A 355-nucleotide genomic window follows, 5' to 3' on the forward strand; every position below is an offset into this window, starting at 1 on the left:
CACAAAAGTAAATTTAGTTTTAGATGTCTTTGGTTTTAGCCGTGGCGCAGCAGCGGCAAGAGCTTTTATTAATGAAATCACCAAAGAGAGGTACACTGCTAGTAAGGTGTGGAATGCGGAGAAAAAAAAATACAACTACTATGATCTGGATTTAAAGAAAGTAGAGAAAGAACAGTTGCCCAAACGAGGTCATTTGGGCTTATTATTGGAGAAAAAGAAAATTGAAATCAATGTCTTGGAAATTCGATTCGTAGGATTATATGATACGGTTTCGTCCTATGGTGTTAATTTTAACGACGATACAAAAGCTAAAGATGATGTTAAGGAAATTAATTTGAGAGCAATAAGTAATCGT

1 protein-coding gene is annotated in these 355 nt (G+C 34.9%); it reads left to right on the forward strand.

The features are described 5' to 3' along the window. Positions 1–355: DUF2235 domain-containing protein (locus tag IUY40_RS19320; protein WP_195738469.1), on the forward strand; the 355-nt coding region annotated here is incomplete at both ends.

The sequence above is a fragment of the Flavobacterium sp. ALJ2 genome (genome assembly GCF_015594725.1).
In the GTDB taxonomy this organism is placed as follows: Bacteria; Bacteroidota; Bacteroidia; order Flavobacteriales; family Flavobacteriaceae; genus Flavobacterium.